At 71.5% G+C, this 14350-nt stretch carries 12 protein-coding genes; 5 read left to right on the forward strand and 7 right to left on the reverse strand.

What is annotated here, in order from left to right; all coding sequences use genetic code 11:
* Window positions 1-12: 12 nt before the first annotated feature.
* The 3 genes from V8J36_RS17520 to argH are packed head-to-tail and all read right to left on the reverse strand — an operon-like array spanning window position 13 to window position 1753.
* Window positions 13-171, reverse strand: a complete 159-nt coding sequence (locus tag V8J36_RS17520) for a hypothetical protein (protein ID WP_336468616.1) — start codon at window positions 169-171, stop codon at window positions 13-15.
* Window positions 172-200: 29 nt separating this feature from the next.
* Complete coding sequence (locus V8J36_RS17525) at window positions 201-365, reverse strand: hypothetical protein (RefSeq protein ID WP_336468617.1); 165 nt, start codon at window positions 363-365, stop codon at window positions 201-203.
* The gene (argH, locus tag V8J36_RS17530; protein WP_336468618.1) at window positions 362-1753 is read right to left on the reverse strand and encodes an argininosuccinate lyase; all 1392 of its coding nucleotides are present in this window, start codon (window positions 1751-1753) and stop codon (window positions 362-364) included. Before argH ends, V8J36_RS17525 begins: the two co-directional genes overlap by 4 nt.
* A gap of 26 nt (window positions 1754-1779) precedes the next feature.
* Between argH and V8J36_RS17535 the strand changes: the two genes are divergently transcribed.
* Window positions 1780-2352, forward strand: a complete 573-nt coding sequence (locus tag V8J36_RS17535) for a TlpA disulfide reductase family protein (protein ID WP_336468619.1) — start codon at window positions 1780-1782, stop codon at window positions 2350-2352.
* A gap of 176 nt (window positions 2353-2528) precedes the next feature.
* On the opposite strand, the gene V8J36_RS17540 is transcribed toward V8J36_RS17535, so the two are convergent.
* From V8J36_RS17540 to V8J36_RS17550, 3 genes are all read right to left on the reverse strand, one after another.
* The gene (locus tag V8J36_RS17540; protein WP_336468620.1) at window positions 2529-3833 is read right to left on the reverse strand and encodes an O-antigen ligase domain-containing protein; all 1305 of its coding nucleotides are present in this window, start codon (window positions 3831-3833) and stop codon (window positions 2529-2531) included.
* Complete coding sequence (locus tag V8J36_RS17545) at window positions 3830-5362, reverse strand: hypothetical protein (protein WP_336468621.1); 1533 nt, start codon at window positions 5360-5362, stop codon at window positions 3830-3832. The genes V8J36_RS17540 and V8J36_RS17545 overlap by 4 nt, the downstream gene beginning before the upstream one ends.
* A 472-nt stretch (window positions 5363-5834) precedes the next feature.
* Window positions 5835-6449, reverse strand: a complete 615-nt coding sequence (locus V8J36_RS17550; protein ID WP_336468685.1) for a response regulator transcription factor — start codon at window positions 6447-6449, stop codon at window positions 5835-5837.
* Between the two features lie 383 nt (window positions 6450-6832).
* On the opposite strand from V8J36_RS17550, the gene V8J36_RS17555 reads away from it, so the two are divergent.
* The 3 genes from V8J36_RS17555 (at window position 6833) to V8J36_RS17565 (ending at window position 11566) form a co-directional block, all read left to right on the forward strand.
* The gene (locus V8J36_RS17555; RefSeq protein WP_336468622.1) at window positions 6833-8269 is read left to right on the forward strand and encodes a WecB/TagA/CpsF family glycosyltransferase; all 1437 of its coding nucleotides are present in this window, start codon (window positions 6833-6835) and stop codon (window positions 8267-8269) included.
* Between the two features lie 122 nt (window positions 8270-8391).
* A complete protein-coding gene (locus tag V8J36_RS17560; protein WP_336468623.1) occupies window positions 8392-8931 on the forward strand; it encodes an oxidoreductase in 540 nt (179 codons plus the stop codon).
* Between the two features lie 19 nt (window positions 8932-8950).
* Window positions 8951-11566 (forward strand): ATP-binding protein, encoded by a 2616-nt coding sequence (locus V8J36_RS17565; RefSeq protein ID WP_336468624.1) that lies wholly within the window; start codon window positions 8951-8953, stop codon window positions 11564-11566.
* An 87-nt stretch (window positions 11567-11653) separates the two neighbouring features.
* Here V8J36_RS17565 and V8J36_RS17570 read toward each other — a convergent pair whose 3' ends face one another.
* Window positions 11654-12868: a polysaccharide biosynthesis/export family protein gene (locus V8J36_RS17570; RefSeq protein ID WP_336468625.1), complete on the reverse strand. Its 1215-nt coding sequence runs from the start codon at window positions 12866-12868 to the stop codon at window positions 11654-11656.
* A 219-nt stretch (window positions 12869-13087) separates the two neighbouring features.
* Between V8J36_RS17570 and V8J36_RS17575 the strand changes: the two genes are divergently transcribed.
* A complete protein-coding gene (locus tag V8J36_RS17575; protein ID WP_336468626.1) occupies window positions 13088-14332 on the forward strand; it encodes an oligosaccharide flippase family protein in 1245 nt (414 codons plus the stop codon).
* The last annotated feature ends 18 nt before the right edge of the window (window positions 14333-14350 follow it).

Genomic DNA, 14350 nt, shown 5'->3' on the forward strand with positions numbered 1-14350 from the left:
GGCCGCCCGCCTTCAGCGCAGGCCGACGGGGTCGAGCGCCTGCTGCGCGCGGCTCGCAGGCGCTTCGGGCTTGGCGGGGGGCGGCACGGGCGGGCCGTCGACGCCGCAGGCGGTCAGGGCCAGTGCTGCGGCCAGTGCTGCGGCCAGCGCCGCGATCAGGGATTTCGACATGCTCGCTCCTTTTCGCGTTCGGGGAAGGCTCACGGGCTGACCCGGATGCCGATGCCGGCGAGGCTGCCCGAGACCGAGGGGTTCACCCGCACGCCCGAGGGCGTGACATGGACATTGGCCTGCGGGCGCGGCGGCCCGGAACAGGCGGCCAGCGCCGCCACCAGTGCAAGCAGGGCGGCGGCGCGGACCATCATGCCAGCTGTTCGGTCCAGCGCGCGATCTGCGCCCGCACCTGCGAGGGCGCGGTGCCGCCATAGCTCTGGCGGCTGGCGACCGAGTTGTGCACGCCCAGCACCGAATAGATCGACTGGTTGATCGCCGGGTGAACGGCGGTCATCTCGGGCAGCGACAGCTCGGGCAGGTCGCAGCCCTTCTTCTCGGCCAGCGCGACCAGCGTGCCGGTGACGTGGTGGGCGTCGCGGAACGGCAGCCCGGCCTCGCGCACCAGCCAGTCGGCAAGGTCCGTCGCGGTCGAGAAGCCCGAGGCCGCGGCCTTTTCCAGCACATCGGTGCGCGCCGACATGTCGCTGACCATGCCGGTCATCGCGGCCAGCGACAGCATCAGGCTGTCGGCGGCGTCGAAGACCTGTTCCTTGTCTTCCTGCATGTCCTTGGAATAGGCCAGCGGCAGCCCCTTCATGATCGTGAACAGCGCAACGGTCGAGCCGAGGATCCGACCGATCTTGGCGCGGATCAGCTCTGCCGCATCGGGGTTCTTCTTCTGCGGCATGATCGACGAGCCGGTCGAGAACCGGTCCGACAGCGCCACGAAGCGGAACTGGGCCGAGGACCAGATCACCAGCTCTTCCGCGAAGCGCGACAGGTGCATCGCGCAGATCGAAGCCGAAGACAGGTATTCCAGCGCGAAGTCGCGGTCCGACACCGCGTCGAGGCTGTTGGCCATCGGCCGGTCGAACCCAAGCTCGGCCGCGGTCATGTGCCGGTCGATGGCGAAGCCGGTGCCGGCCAGCGCCGCGGCGCCCAGCGGGCTTTCGTTCATCCGGGCGCGGGCATCGGTGAAGCGGCCGATGTCGCGGGCGAACATCTCGACATAGGCCATCATGTGATGGCCCCAGGTCACCGGCTGCGCGGTCTGCAGATGGGTGAAACCGGGCATCACCCAGTCGGCCCCCGCCTCAGCCTGTTTCAGCAGCGCGCGGATCAGCGCGGTCAGCGCCTCGATCGCCTGGTCGCACTGGTCGCGGACCCACAGGCGGAAGTCGACCGCCACCTGGTCATTGCGCGACCGCGCGGTGTGCAGGCGCCCCGCGGGCTCGCCGATGATCTCCTTCAGGCGCGCCTCCACGTTCATGTGGATGTCTTCCAGCTCGGTCCGGAACGGGAAGTCGCCGCCTTCGATCTCTGACAAGACCGTGAGAAGGCCTTCCCGGATGGCTTCCGCATCTTTATCCGTGAGGATGCCTTGTGCGGCGAGCATCGCGGCATGGGCCCGGCTGCCCCGAATGTCCTGGGCGTAGAGCCGACGGTCGAAACCGATCGAGGCGTTGATCGCCTCCATGATCGCGTCCGGGCCGGCGGCAAAGCGTCCGCCCCACATCTGGTTCGAGGTCTTGTCGGTCATTCCTGGTCCCTGTCTCGGGAGGCTCCGTGGCCCGCATCCGTTCCGCCGTCCTCTACACGGCCCTTGCGTTTGGCGCCAGTCTTGCGGTTGGCTGGGCCCTTGCGCGGCCCGCCGCGGCCGCCGACCTTGCGCCGCTGATGCAGGGCGACATGCGCAAGCTGGTGCTGTCAGAGCCGGGCCAGCCGCTGGATGCCACGCTCTACGATCCGGCCGAGGCCGAGAAGCCGCTGTCCGATTGGCGCGGCAAGGTGGTGCTTCTGAACTTCTGGGCGACTTGGTGCGCCCCCTGCCGGAAAGAGATGCCCTCGCTTCAGGCGCTGCAGGCCGAGCTTGGCGGCGAGGATTTCGCGGTGCTGACCATCGCCACCGGGCGCAACCCGGTGCCCGCGATCGACCGCTTCTTCGACGAGGTCGGCATCACCGACCTGCCGAAGCTGCGCGATCCGAAGCAGGCCTTCGCCCGCGAGATGGGCGTGCTGGGCCTGCCGGTGACCGTGCTTCTGGACCGCGAGGGGCGCGAGGTCGCGCGGCTGACCGGTGACGCGGCCTGGGACGGGCCCGAGGCGAAGGCGCTGATCGCGACGCTGATCGCCGACTGACCAGTCCCGCGGCTGGCCCCTTGAAGCAGGCGTCGGCACCGCCGCCCCCGGCTCTGGTGAGGCGTCCGCGGCAAGGCGTCAGGTGCAGAATGCGCCGCCCCGCTATCGGCCCGATCGGCAGGGACGATCGCGGACGACCTGCGCATCCTGCCCCGGCAGCACGGCAGGGCCGCTGTTCAGGCCGTCTGTACCGTCGCACGCGCGACCGGCACCTGCCGACGCGCCTGTTCGCGCAGGTTGACCCCCACCGCCATCAGTCCGGGCCAGAGCATGTAGGCCTCGATCTCGAGGTTCTCACCGAAGGACAGCAGCACCAGCGTCATCATCACTCCCAGCGGCAGCCGCCCTGCCGGGCCGCGCGCCGCCTCGGCCAGTGCATTCAGCACGGTCAGGACCATGGGCACCGCCAGCCCGAGGAAGCCCACCAGCCCCTTCACGAACAGAAGCCCCCACCAGCTGTGGTGGCTGCCGATCGGCATGTGCTCGACCACATGGCCGCCGGGCTGGACGGTGCCATGACCGAACCAGAAGGCCTCGGCCCGCCAGCGCTCGCCCGCGATCCGCTGCAGCGTCTCGCGCACCCGGGTGCTGTCGGCCCGCGCCCCCTTGAAGGCCGCCACCCCGTCCTGCAGCCCCTGCAGAAGCGCCGTCCCTAGCACCGCGAGCGAGGCAGAGACCGCCGCCATCGCCTGCCAGGCCCAGACCTGCGCCACCAACGGCATCGCCCGCGGCACCACCGTGCAGGCGACAAGTCCGACAAGCCCCATGCGCGATTTCGACAGCAGGATCATGATCACCCCGCCCATCACCCCCGCGACCAGCCAGCGCCGGTTCCGTTCCTCGAGCGCGAAGACCACCATGATCACGCCCAGAAGCGCCGCGAAGGGCGACCAGGGCGCGTAGAACTGCCAGCGCGGGGTCCAGTTCGACGGGTCGTAGGTGAAGAAGTAGACGCTGAAGTACTCGGGCCCCGGCCCGCCGATGGCCTTCAGGGGCGAGGTGAAGATCTTTTCGGGCAGATGCAGGATCGGGGCCATGAACAGGATCGGCGTCAGGCAGCAGGTCCAGAGCCCGACCACGCATTGCCCGCGCACCAGGATCTCGCGCCGGATCGGCAGCACCGCGCCCGCCAGCACGAACAGCGGGATCAGAGCCCAGCCCTTGGCCCAGCCGATGGTCGACTTGATCGTGGCGCCCGTGCCAAGACCCCATTGCAGGTGTCCCACCCAGAGCGCGACCAGCAGGACCGACATCCCCGCGATCCAGATCCAGACCAGGGGCGGCACAGGACCCGTCGCCCGCAAGTCGCGCCGGATTGCCGGCCCGAGGTACAGCGACAGCGCCGCGAGCCCGCCCAGCGTCCAGCCCAGCACCGGCCCCGCGACATAAAGCGCGCCGATGAAATACAGCGGCCATGTCCAGACCTGCGTGCGCCAGACCAAGACTTCGGCCGGGTTGCGGGGGGCGATGCGGCCGCTCATGCCGGCGCCCCCTCTGCGATCTCGTCCTGCGGTCCGGCCAGCAGCCGGCCGATCAGCGGGCGGCGCATCCAGGCCAGGAACAGCCCGCCGAACAGGAAGACCGTCGCCGCCCCGCCCGCCGCCAGCGCCAGCTTGCGCTTGGGCGACGAGGGCTCCTCGGGCAGCGAGGGGTCCTCGAGCACCTGCACCAGCGGATAGGAGGCATAGAGGTCGGCCTTCGAGGTCTTGCTGCGCGCCATGGCCGAGGCCAGCACCGCCTCGGCGACGCGGAAGTTGCGCTCGCCGTCCTCGAGCCGTGCCGCGGGTTCAATCAGCGCCAGAACCCGCGCCTGCATCTGCTGCCCGCGCAGGGTCAGCGCCGCCAGTTCGGCCGCCAGCCCGCTGCGCTCGCTGTCGGCGGTGACAAGCTCGCGCAGCAGCCCCGCGCGCTCGCCCGACTGGGTGAGGTCGAGCGCCGCGGCCTCGGCGGGCGGCAGGCCGGTCACCTGCGCGGCGTTCTCGGCAAGGCGGGCGCGGGCGGTGGCGAAGCGTTCCTCGGCGGCGCGGCGGGTCGGATGGCTGGGGCCGAAGCTGCCGCGTGCCGCCGACAGCGCGACGCCCGCGGCGGCCATGTCCTGCGCCAGCGCGGTATGGCCCGGATCGGCCTGCAGTTTCAGCACCGCCGCAGCCTCGGCCGGGGTCAGGCCCAGCGCCGCCTGCATCGCGGCCACCGTGCGGTCACGCTCGTCGCGCTGCCCCGACAGATCGGCGATGCGCACCTTCAGCGCGTCGCTGTCGCTGACCAGCGTGGCGTATTGCTGGGCCGAGATCAGGCCGGTCTCGCGCTGCAGCTTCGCCACCTCCTCGCGGGTGGCGGCGACGGTGCGGCGGTAATCCTCGATCGCGGTGCCCTCGCTGTCGGTGCGCTGGGTCTGCTCGTCATGGCGCAGGGCGTCGATCTCGGCGAAGAAGGCGGCCAGCAACGCCTCTCCCCGCGCCTGCGCGTCTTCGGGAGAATTTCCGGTAAGGCTCAGCCGGATCAGCCCTGTCTGGTCCACCAGCTCGATCCGCGGGCTGCCGAAGTCGCGCCGCCTCATGCCCATCCGGCGGCTGGCGGCATCCAGGATGCGGTCGGCGGCAATCAGGCGCTTGTAGGTCTCGGTCGGGCTGATGCTCGAGCTGGAGAAGGGCGAGGCCGCCGCGGAAGACGCCTGACCGATCTGGTCGAGGTTGACCGAGGCCTGCGCGCCCGACCCCGGCAGGATCAGCGAGATCTCGGAGGTGAAGCGTTCCTGCGCGGTGGCAAGGTAGCCCGCGATCGGCGCCCAGATCAGCGCAGCCCCCATCGCGAAGAAGCCGAAATAGCGCGGCAGGCGGCCAAGGTCGCCGGGCTTGCCGCCGCGCAGGAGCCGCAGGAAGGACAGGTGGCGCAGCGGCATCCGGATCGGGCGGATCGCCGCCAGCACCGCGCGCAGGCGGCTGCGGCCGCGGGCGGCGGTCTGGGGGGCGGTCTGCGAGGCGGTCGGCGGGATCGGCTGCGCGTCTGACATGGCGTTGCTCCGGATTGCCATCCCTGCCTAGCATTCGTTGCGGGCGGCACGGGCAGCGCGGGCGGGTCGGAATCGTGCGCAGAGGAAGGGGCGCGCCTATCCCTTGGGATAGGGACCATACGGCGCTGCCTGAGCCCCCCGGCAGCGGCAGGACGCGGACGTCACCGGGGGCGGGACCGCCGGACCTCTTGGGGCGCTCAGGCGCGGCAGCAGATCACCGATCGGCGCGGGGGCCTCGGCGGGCGGCGGCCCGGTCTGCGGATCTGCGGGAAAATCGCTGAAGACGCCCGCGTCTCGCGGCAGAATCGCCCATGGACCGAAACCGGCTGGCCGCCCCTCATGGCACCTTGGATACCGGTTTCCGCCGCCGGATCCGCGTTCAGGCGCTGCAAGGCAAGGGGTTCGCCGCTGCCACGGGGAGCATCGCCCCCGGTCTCTCGCCCTGCGAAAGCGCCCCCGCGCGGGGGCGCGGTCAGAACAGGCCGGCCTCGCGCGCGATCATCGCGGCCTGGGTGCGGTTGTGGGCGTCGATCTTGCGGTAGAGCGTCTTGACATGCAGCTTCACCGTCGGCTCGGTCACGCCCAGATCGCGGGCGATCTCTTTGTTCGACTTGCCGGCGACCAGCCCCTTCAGCGCCTCGAGCTCGCGCCGTGACAGGCGGCTGGCCAGCGGATTTGTCGCCTCGGCCTGGGCGGTGCGCAGGAAGTCGAGCGGTGCATATTGCTCGCCCATCGCCATGAAGCGCACGGCGTTGATCAGCGACTTCGCCGGCAGCGTCTTGGGCAGGTAGCCCGCCGCGCCAAGGCCCAGCGCCCGCTCGGCCATCTCGGGCGAGCCGGTGCCCGAGATCAGCGCCACGCGCTGGCCGCCCCGCAGCGCCATCACCTCCTGCAGGCTGTCGAGCCCGTTCATCCCCGGCATCATCACGTCGAGCAGCACGAGGTCGAAGACCGCGCCCGCCTCGATCCGGGCGACGGCCGAGGGCAGGTCCGGCGCGGTCTCGGTCTCGATCCCGCCCTCGCTTTCGAGGTAGAGCACCAACGCATCGCGCAGCAGGTCGTGGTCATCTGCGATTAGCACGCGCAGCGACGCCGCCGCGCGGCGCTCGGGCTGCAGGGTGCCTTCGGGGGCGATACGGGACTGTTCCAACACTGTTCCTCCACAACCGGGGGCAGACCTCCATCCGCCCAGGCTCTCACTCACTCTACCGCGGGTCCTTACCCGAACGTTAAGGCAATTTGTGGGCGGTGGAGGATAGGCCCCCTATCCGTTCGGAGAGGGTCGCCGGCGCCGCAAGACGCGCCGCCCCCTCCGCCCGGGCCGGCACCGGACCCATCGCCCCGCAAGCCTCTCCCGCAGGAGAAGGCCGCGATCCCGCGGGGACCGCCGGCTCGCCTTGCGCGCCTTGGCGTCGAAGCGGGCGTTTGCGGCAGTCCTGAAGGCAGATCCACGCCATCGGAGGCCCTGCCATGACCGCCCACAACCATCCCGACCTTGCCCTTGCCACCCCGGCGCTCGCGCCGTTCCTGCCCGCCGCCGCCAACGATGCCGCCGCCCCGCGCCGCCCGGTTGCCGTGCGCATCCCGGCGATCCGGCTCTTCGGGCTCGACCTCGCCGACATCACCCCGGACCGCGCGGTGGCCGAGCTGCTGGCCCCCGGTCGCCGTCGCGTGGCCTTCCTGAACGCCCATTGCGGCAACGTGATGGCCCGCGACCCCGACTATGCCGCGACGCTGGCCACCGCCGACATGGTGCTGCCCGACGGCATCGGGGTCGAGCTGGCCGCGCGGATGACCGGGCGACGCTTCACCGCAAACCTCAACGGCACCGACCTTGTCCCGCAGGTGATGGCAGAGGCGGCACGCCGCGGCCTGAGCGTCTTCCTGTTCGGCGCCGCCCCGGGCGTCGCGAGGGCCGCCGCCCAGCGCCTGGCCCGCGACACTCCGAACCTGCGCATCGCCGGCACCCGCGACGGCTACGAGGGCGCGCGCGACACCGCCGCCGCCATCGCCGAGATCAACGCCTCGGGTGCCGACATCCTGCTGGTCGCGATGGGCGTGCCGCTGCAGGACTGCTGGCTGGCCGATCACGCCCACGAACTTTCCCCGCGCATCACCATGGGCGTCGGCGCGCTGTTCGACTTCCTGTCGGGCCGGGTCGCCCGCGCGCCGCTGGCGCTGCGCCGGATGCACATGGAATGGTGCTGGCGACTGGCGCTGGAACCGCGGCGGCTGTTTGGCCGCTATGTCACCGGCAACGCCGCCTTCCTGATCCGCGCCGCCCGCGACGCGCTGGCCTGCGGCGGCACGCTGGGCCTGAAGCGCCGCACGCTCGACCTTGCGCTGGCGGGCGGGGCGCTTTTGGCACTGGGGCCGCTGATGCTGCTGATCGCCGTCGCGATCCGCCTCGAATCGCCGGGGCCGGCGCTGTTCCGCCAGACCCGCATCGGCCGCGACGGGCGCCCCTTCACCGTCTTCAAGTTCCGCTCGATGTACCGTGATGCCGAGGCGCGGCGCGCGGCCCTGCTGGCGGGGTCGGACCGCGAGGGGATCTGCTTCAAGGCGCGCAACGATCCGCGCGTCACCCGCATGGGCCGGCTGCTGCGCCGCACGTCCTTGGACGAGCTGCCGCAGATCCTGAACATCCTGCGCGGCGAGATGTCGGTGGTCGGCCCCCGCCCCGCCCTGCCCGAAGAGGTCGCGGCCTATCCTGCCCGCGCCCGCGAACGCCTGGCCTGCCGCCCCGGCCTGACCGGGCTCTGGCAGGTCTCGGGCCGGGCCGAGCTGAGCTTCGAGCGGATGGTCGAGATGGACATCGCCCATGCGCGCTCGGCCTCGATCCTGCTGGATCTGGTGGTGATCGCGCTGACCTTCCGCGCGCTCTGGACCGGGCGCGGCGCCTACTGAATGCGCGCCCCGGTCCTCGCAGCCTATCCCTTCGGATAGGTCCGCCTATTCCGAAGCCCGCCCCTGCACACCCGCGCGCCATGATATTGCCGGATCGACACGCCAAGACAGAGAGCATGACCATGACCCGTTCCCTTTCCGGCCTTCTCTCGGCCACCGCCCTGACCCTGGGCCTTGCGCTGGCCACGCCTTTCGCCGCCGCGGCCGAGACGCTGCTGACCGCCGCCCAACCGCAGGGCCCGGTGCTCCTGACCGCTTCCGGCGCCATCGCCGGGCCCGAGGGCAAGCAGGTGGTCGAGCTGGATCAGGCGATGCTGGACGGCCTGCCGAAGGTGACGTTCACCACGACGACGATCTGGACCGAGGGCCCGCAGGAATTCACCGGCGTCCCGCTGGGCGCGCTGCTGACCGCGCTGGGGGCCAAGGGCAAGACGCTCGCCGCCACGGCCGAGAACGACTACAGCATCGAGATCCCGATCGAGGACTGGCCGCAGGGGCTGGAACCCGTCGTCGCCTATGCGCGCAACGGCAAGGCGATGTCGATCCGCGACCGCGGGCCGCTCTGGATCGTGTATCCCTATGACAGCGATGCCCGGCTGCGCACCGAAGTGATCTATTCGCGCAGCATCTGGCAGCTGAACCGCATCGAGGTCCGCCCCTGACCCGCAAAGGCCCCCGAGGATGAAACCGATCGCCCGTTCCTGCGCCCCTTGGCCGCGCCGCATCTGCAATCTGGGGCTGGCGCTGGTCTGCGGTCTGTGGATCGGGCTGACCGGCGTTCTGGCGGCGGCGGTCGTCCACCAGCTGCGCGACCTGCGCGCCGCGGCCTCGGACAATGTGCAATGGACGCTGTCGCAGGTCGACGTGGAATTCTTCCGCCTGCGCTCGGCGCTGATCGCGGCCGAACGTGCCGAGGGCCGCACCCCGGCGGCACTGGCCGACCTGCGCAAGCGCACCGACATCCTGTGGAGCCGGCTCGACACCTTCGGCACCACCGGCACCTACGCCCATCTGCGCCAAATCCCCGAATTCGACGCGAACTACCGCGAAAGCCGCACGGCGCTGGATGCGATCACCGCGATCACCGACTTGGCCGATGACGGGTTGGCGCAGCGCCTGGCCGAGCTTGACCAGATCACCGCGGGGATGGAGGGCGCGATCCGCTCGCTCTCGCTGGTGGGGATCTCGGAATTCGCGCATATGGCCGACGACCAGCGCGAAGAGATGACGATGACGCTGAGCGGGCTCGCGATCGCCGCGACCGCGATGCTGATCGCGATCTCGCTGCTGGCGGTGTCGCTGCTGCGCCTCTACCGGCTCAGCGAATTGCGCGCGCGCGACCAGGCGCTGACCTCGGACCGGATGCAGACCGTCATCCAGACCTCGCTCGACGCGATCATCGTCTGCGATCACGACGCCCGCGTGCTCGATTTCAGCCCCGCGGCCGAACAGATCTTCGGCTACACCGCCGAAGAGGCCCAGGGGCAGGACATGCTTGCGCTGATCCTGCCGCCCGAGGCTGTCGAGGCTTCGCGCGAAAGCCTTCTGCGCCGCGCGACCTTCGGCGATCCCGCCATCACCTCGCATGGGCGCCACCAGTGCGAGGCGCTGCGCCGCGACGGCCGCCGTTTCCCTTCGGAGATCGCCGTGCGCACTGCCGAGGGCGAGGACGAGCGCCAGATCTACATCCTGTTCCTGCGCGACATCTCGCTGCGCAAGCAGGCCGAGGCCGAGCTGACCGAGGCGCTGGACCGTGCCGTCGCCGGCGAGAAGGCCAAGGCCGAGTTCGTCGCGGTGATGTCGCACGAGATGCGCACCCCGCTGAACGGGCTGATGGGCACGCTGTCGCTGCTGAAGGACACCGGGCTCGACCCCCGGCAGGCGCGCTATGTCGCCACGATGGAGACCTCGGGGCGGCTTCTGGGCGGGCTGGTCAACGACGTGCTCGACCTGTCGGCCTTCGAGGCCGGCAAGCTGCGCGCGCAGGCTCGGTCCTTCCGGATCGACGAGGTGCTGGACGACGTGGTCCACAGCCAGCGCCACGCGGCGCAGGAGGGCGGCAACAGGCTGGACTGGCGCTGGGAAGGACCGGCGCCGGGCATGGTCTCGGGCGATGACGCACGGATCCGGCAGGTGCTGCTGAATTTCGTGGGCAATGCGATCAAATTCACCCGCGACGGCGAGATCACGCTGGAAGCCGAGATGCTGTCGCAGGACGCGGACGGGGCACAGGTCGAGTTCCGCGTCATCGACACCGGCACCGGCATCGCGCAGGAAAACCTCGACCGGATCTTCCGCGACTTCGAGATGCTGGACAGTTCCTACGGCCGCAAGGCCGGCACCGGGCTCGGCCTCGGCATCTCGCGCCGGCTGGCCGAGGTGCTGGGCGGCGAGATCGGCGTGGAAAGCGAGTTGGGCGAGGGAAGCCTGTTCTGGCTGCGGGTGCCGCTGGACATTCCGGCGGACGAAGTCGTCCCCGAGCCAGCACCCCAGGACGATGCTCCGCTGGCCGAAACCGGTCGCGCCCTGTCGGTGCTGATCGTCGAGGACAACGAGATCAACCGCCTGATCCTGCGCGAGATGGTCGAGGCCGAGGGGCATACCGTGACCGAGGCCGTCGACGGGCGCGAGGGCGTGCGTCGTGCCGCGGCCACCCGGTTCGACCTGATCCTGATGGATGTCTCGATGCCGGTGCTGGACGGGCGTGACGCGACGCGGGCGATCCGCAACGGGCGCGGCCTGTCGCGCGAGGTGCCGGTGGTCGGCGTCACCGCCCATGCCCTGCCCGAAGAGCTGAAGGCCTTCCGCGAGGCCGGGATGCAGGAGGTGCTGAAAAAGCCCATCGACCGCCCGGCGCTGGTGCGGCTGCTGGCCGCCCATGCCGGCGATGCGCCCCCGCCCGGCCCCGCAGCCGCCGCCGCGCCCGCCGCGCCGCTGCGCCGGCTGTTCAGCGACGACGCGATGATGGTGATCGGCGCGGGCACCGGGATCGACCGGCTGCGCCCGCTGCTCGGCCGGTTCGTCGAACAGGCCGACGCGCTGATGGAGAGTCTGGCCGGCGCCGGCGCCGCCGAGGGCACCGCCACGCTGCAGGCCATCCACCGGCTTGCGGGCTCTGCCGCCACCTTCGGGGCCGAACGGCTGCATGCCGAGCTGCAGGCGATCGAAACCGCCGCGAAACGCGGCGACACCGCGCCGCTGCGCGCCGCCGGCCAGACCCTGCCGCCGCTCTGGGCCGCGACCCGGGCCGAGATCACCGACTGGCTGGCCGCCGAACGCCCGCGCCGGACCGGCTGATCCCGGGCGCACGGAGCGGGCCGCCGGCGTCCAGCGAAGGGTTACAGGCCAGCGGTGCCTCGCCCTCGGCCGCGCCGATCAAGCCCGTCAGAACCCGCTGGCCGTCGAGGTGATGCCGCCCAGCACCCGCGCGATGTCGGCGATATTGGTGACGCTGCTGTCATAGCAGGCGATGGCATCGCCGGGCAGCAGGTAGGGGTCGTAGTCGTCGCGATCGGCGCGGGTCATCAGGTTCTCGAGCCGCCGTTCCACGACCGAGGACACCTTGGTCACCGGATCGCGCGACACCAGCGCCGCCGAGCGCGCGGCACTGGTCGCCAGCGCGCCCCCCACGCAGTTCGCGTTGATCGTCGCCTGCAGGAAGCGCGTGCCATAGGGCACCTGCCGCGATTCGTTGCTGATCGCCGAGGGCGCGTTGGCCCCGGCCGGCACCGTCAGGTTCGACAGGAACAGCGAGATGCCGGGCGGGCTGACCGGGCTTGGCACCATCAGCCCGTCCTGGAAGCAGCCGCGCGAGGGCACCGTGACCTCGTCGCCCGCGATCAGCATCACGTCGTCGAAGGCGGTGCCGTCGACCGCGCCGCGCAGATCCACGGTGAAGCTTGCCCCCGCGCGGCGCAGCTGCACCGCCGACAGATCCGCATCGGGCCGGATCCCGCCCGCCTGCCGCAGCGCGACCGACAGGTTGCGCCCCTCGGTCGACCCGCCGAAAGCCTCTTGCCGCGAGCCGTCGACGCTGTCGCCGCGCAGGCCCAGCTCGACCGTCTGGGGCTGGAACACCGCGCCCGACACCGCGACCCGGGCCGAGCCGAAATCGGTCATCAGCACCGAGACATCGGGCGCGTGCGGATAGAAGCCGCGGTCGACCAGCCGGCTGGCAATGGTCTGTTCCAGCGCCGCGGCACTGCGCCCCGCCGCCGGCACCGCGCCCAGGAACGGCAGCTTCACCGTGCCATCGCGCGACACCTCGTAGGCATGGCTGAACGTCGTGTCATCGACCAGCCGGATGTCGATCAGGTCCCCGCGCGAGAGCACCTCGCCCTGCAGCGCGCCCGAGGCATGGCGGGCGCGGCCCTCGCCCCCCGCGGGCGGGCGACAGGCGGCGGCATTCATCGCGACCGAGCGCAGCGCGGGCGCGCCCTCGGCCCGGCGGGCTTCGGGCAGGCGGTACTGGGCCTGATAGCCGCCCTGTGCCGGGCTCACGCCAAGGTTGTCGGCCCGCCGTTCGGGCGCGCAGCCCGGGACGAGCAGCGCCAGCACCGCCACGGTGCCGGACAGACGGGGAAGTCTTCTGCTCTGCAAGGTCCGCTCACTGCCCGGTTTGTTGCTTTGCGCCGAGCCTAAGCCAAGCCTGCCCCCCGCGTCCATCACCCGCGCGGCGTGTGCCGACTATCCGTTCGGAGAGGGGGTGACCCATCCGCGCCGCGCCCCTCGCCCTTGGCGGGCAGGCGCGGGTCCGGGGCACGTCGTAGAACCGGGGGACAGAGCGGCCGAGGGTCGCCCCCGACCCGGAGACCGACGATGCAGCACCCCGCCCCGACCCGTGGCTTCGCCTCCGGCCTGATCGCGCTGGGCCTGTCCGACCTCGCGCAGCGGGTGTCGCGGCTGGCGGTGGTCGTGGTGGTGGCGCGCAGCCTCGACCCGGCCGCGATCGGCACCGCCGCCGCCGCGCTCGCCGCGTCCGAGATCCTGAAGGCACTGACCGAGACCGGCGTGAACCAGCGCGTCATCGCCGCGCCCGAAGCGGATCTCGAGGCTGCCTGCCTGACCGCGCGGCGCATCCACACCGCCTGGTGCCTTGGCCTCTTCACGCTGCAACTGGCCGTGGGCGCGGGGATCGCGCTGGCCTCGGGCGATGCGATGGCCTTCGTGATGGTCGCGATCCTGGCCGGAGAATACCTGTTCATGCCGGCGGGGCTGGTCAGCTGCGCGCTGGCGATGCGCGAGGGGCGGCTGACCCGCACCGCGGCGATCGGCGGTGCGCAGGTCGTGGTCGCGAACCTGCTGACCGCGATCCTGGCGCTGCTGATCGCCGGCCCGCTGGCGCTGGTGCTGCCGCGGCTGCTGTCGGCGCCGGTCTGGACGATCGGCATGCGGCGCCTGCGCCCCTGGCGCCCCGCGGCAGGTGTCGCCCCGCTGCCGCTGCGCCATTTCACCGGCTATGGCGCCGCGGTGCTGGGGGTCGAGCTGGTCAAGGCCGCGCGGCTGCAGGCCGACAAGCTGGTGATCGGCCTGATGCTGGGCCCCGAGGCGCTGGGTCACTATTTCCTGGCCTTCAATGCGGGTTTGGGGCTCGCCTCGTCCTTCGCCAATGCCTTCGGGGTCGCGCTCTTCCCCTGGCTTGCCCGCGCCGCGGACCGGGCGCAGGCGCTGCGCCGGGCGCTCGGCCTGTCGATCTGCGTGCTGTCGCCGGTGGTCGTCGCGCAGTCGCTGCTGGCGCCCTGGTATGTGCCGCTGCTCTACGGCGCGAAATGGTCGGGCAACAGTGATGTCGTCTCGGTCCTCTGCCTGGCCGCGATCCCGGCGCTGATCTGGACCGCGACCGCGCAATGGCTGCGGGCCGAGGGCCGGCCGGCCGTCGAATTCACCGTCACCTGCACCACCACGGTCCTCCTGATCGCCAACACCGCGCTGACCGCCCGCCACGGGCTGCAGGCCACCGCCATCGGCTACCTCGCCGTCGCGACGGTGACTCAGCTTGGCGCGGCGCTTCCGTCGCTGATCGCGGCCTTCGGGCCCCGAACCCAACCGCGCCTCACCGCCTGACCCTTCATCCCGGAGCCC

Origin of the sequence: Frigidibacter sp. MR17.14 (assembly GCF_037095735.1) — a bacterium.
Lineage (GTDB): Bacteria > Pseudomonadota > Alphaproteobacteria > Rhodobacterales > Rhodobacteraceae > Frigidibacter.

Bases quoted from the DNA above. Each gene is read 5' to 3' on its own strand.
- V8J36_RS17520 (WP_336468616.1), bottom strand. From the start codon at position 171: ATGTCGAAATCCCTGATCGCGGCGCTGGCCGCAGCACTGGCCGCAGCA.
- V8J36_RS17525 (WP_336468617.1), bottom strand. From the start codon at position 365: ATGATGGTCCGCGCCGCCGCCCTGCTTGCACTGGTGGCGGCGCTGGCC.
- argH (WP_336468618.1), bottom strand. From the start codon at position 1,753: ATGACCGACAAGACCTCGAACCAGATGTGGGGCGGACGCTTTGCCGCC.
- V8J36_RS17540 (WP_336468620.1), bottom strand. From the start codon at position 3,833: ATGAGCGGCCGCATCGCCCCCCGCAACCCGGCCGAAGTCTTGGTCTGG.
- V8J36_RS17545 (WP_336468621.1), bottom strand. From the start codon at position 5,362: ATGTCAGACGCGCAGCCGATCCCGCCGACCGCCTCGCAGACCGCCCCC.
- V8J36_RS17555 (WP_336468622.1), top strand. From the start codon at position 6,833: ATGACCGCCCACAACCATCCCGACCTTGCCCTTGCCACCCCGGCGCTC.
- V8J36_RS17560 (WP_336468623.1), top strand. From the start codon at position 8,392: ATGACCCGTTCCCTTTCCGGCCTTCTCTCGGCCACCGCCCTGACCCTG.
- V8J36_RS17565 (WP_336468624.1), top strand. From the start codon at position 8,951: ATGAAACCGATCGCCCGTTCCTGCGCCCCTTGGCCGCGCCGCATCTGC.
- V8J36_RS17575 (WP_336468626.1), top strand. From the start codon at position 13,088: ATGCAGCACCCCGCCCCGACCCGTGGCTTCGCCTCCGGCCTGATCGCG.